Genomic DNA, 339 nt, shown 5'->3' on the forward strand with positions numbered 1-339 from the left:
ATGGCGGTTGTATCAGCCCCTGTTGCGGCATCAATTTTTTTATGGTTTGCAGCCATGAGTAATAAAACAGCCATCCAAATATTCGCCACAATCACATCAACGGTCACCATAACCGAGAATATATCGCCGCCCACTTCAAACATTTCTTTCATTGAAGCTTGGTTAGCGCCGCCGCCAATCCAGCTGCCGGCAACCGTTGTCATACCACGCCAAACAGCATCTGGGCCGTGGCCGCCTACTAAATCAGGGCTAAATACACTAACCACTAAAATAGATAAAGGCCCACCAATCACAATACCCAGCGTGCCCACTAAAAACATAATTAGCGCTTTGGGGCCT

At 47.8% G+C, this 339-nt stretch carries 1 protein-coding gene; it reads right to left on the reverse strand.

All coding sequences use genetic code 11. The features are described 5' to 3' along the window. Nucleotides 1–339 (reverse strand): DUF819 family protein (locus CWB99_RS23845; protein ID WP_138686261.1); only part of this gene is annotated, 339 nt, incomplete at both ends.

It is taken from the genome of Pseudoalteromonas rubra (assembly GCF_005887095.1).
In the GTDB taxonomy this organism is placed as follows: Bacteria; Pseudomonadota; Gammaproteobacteria; order Enterobacterales; family Alteromonadaceae; genus Pseudoalteromonas; species Pseudoalteromonas rubra_E.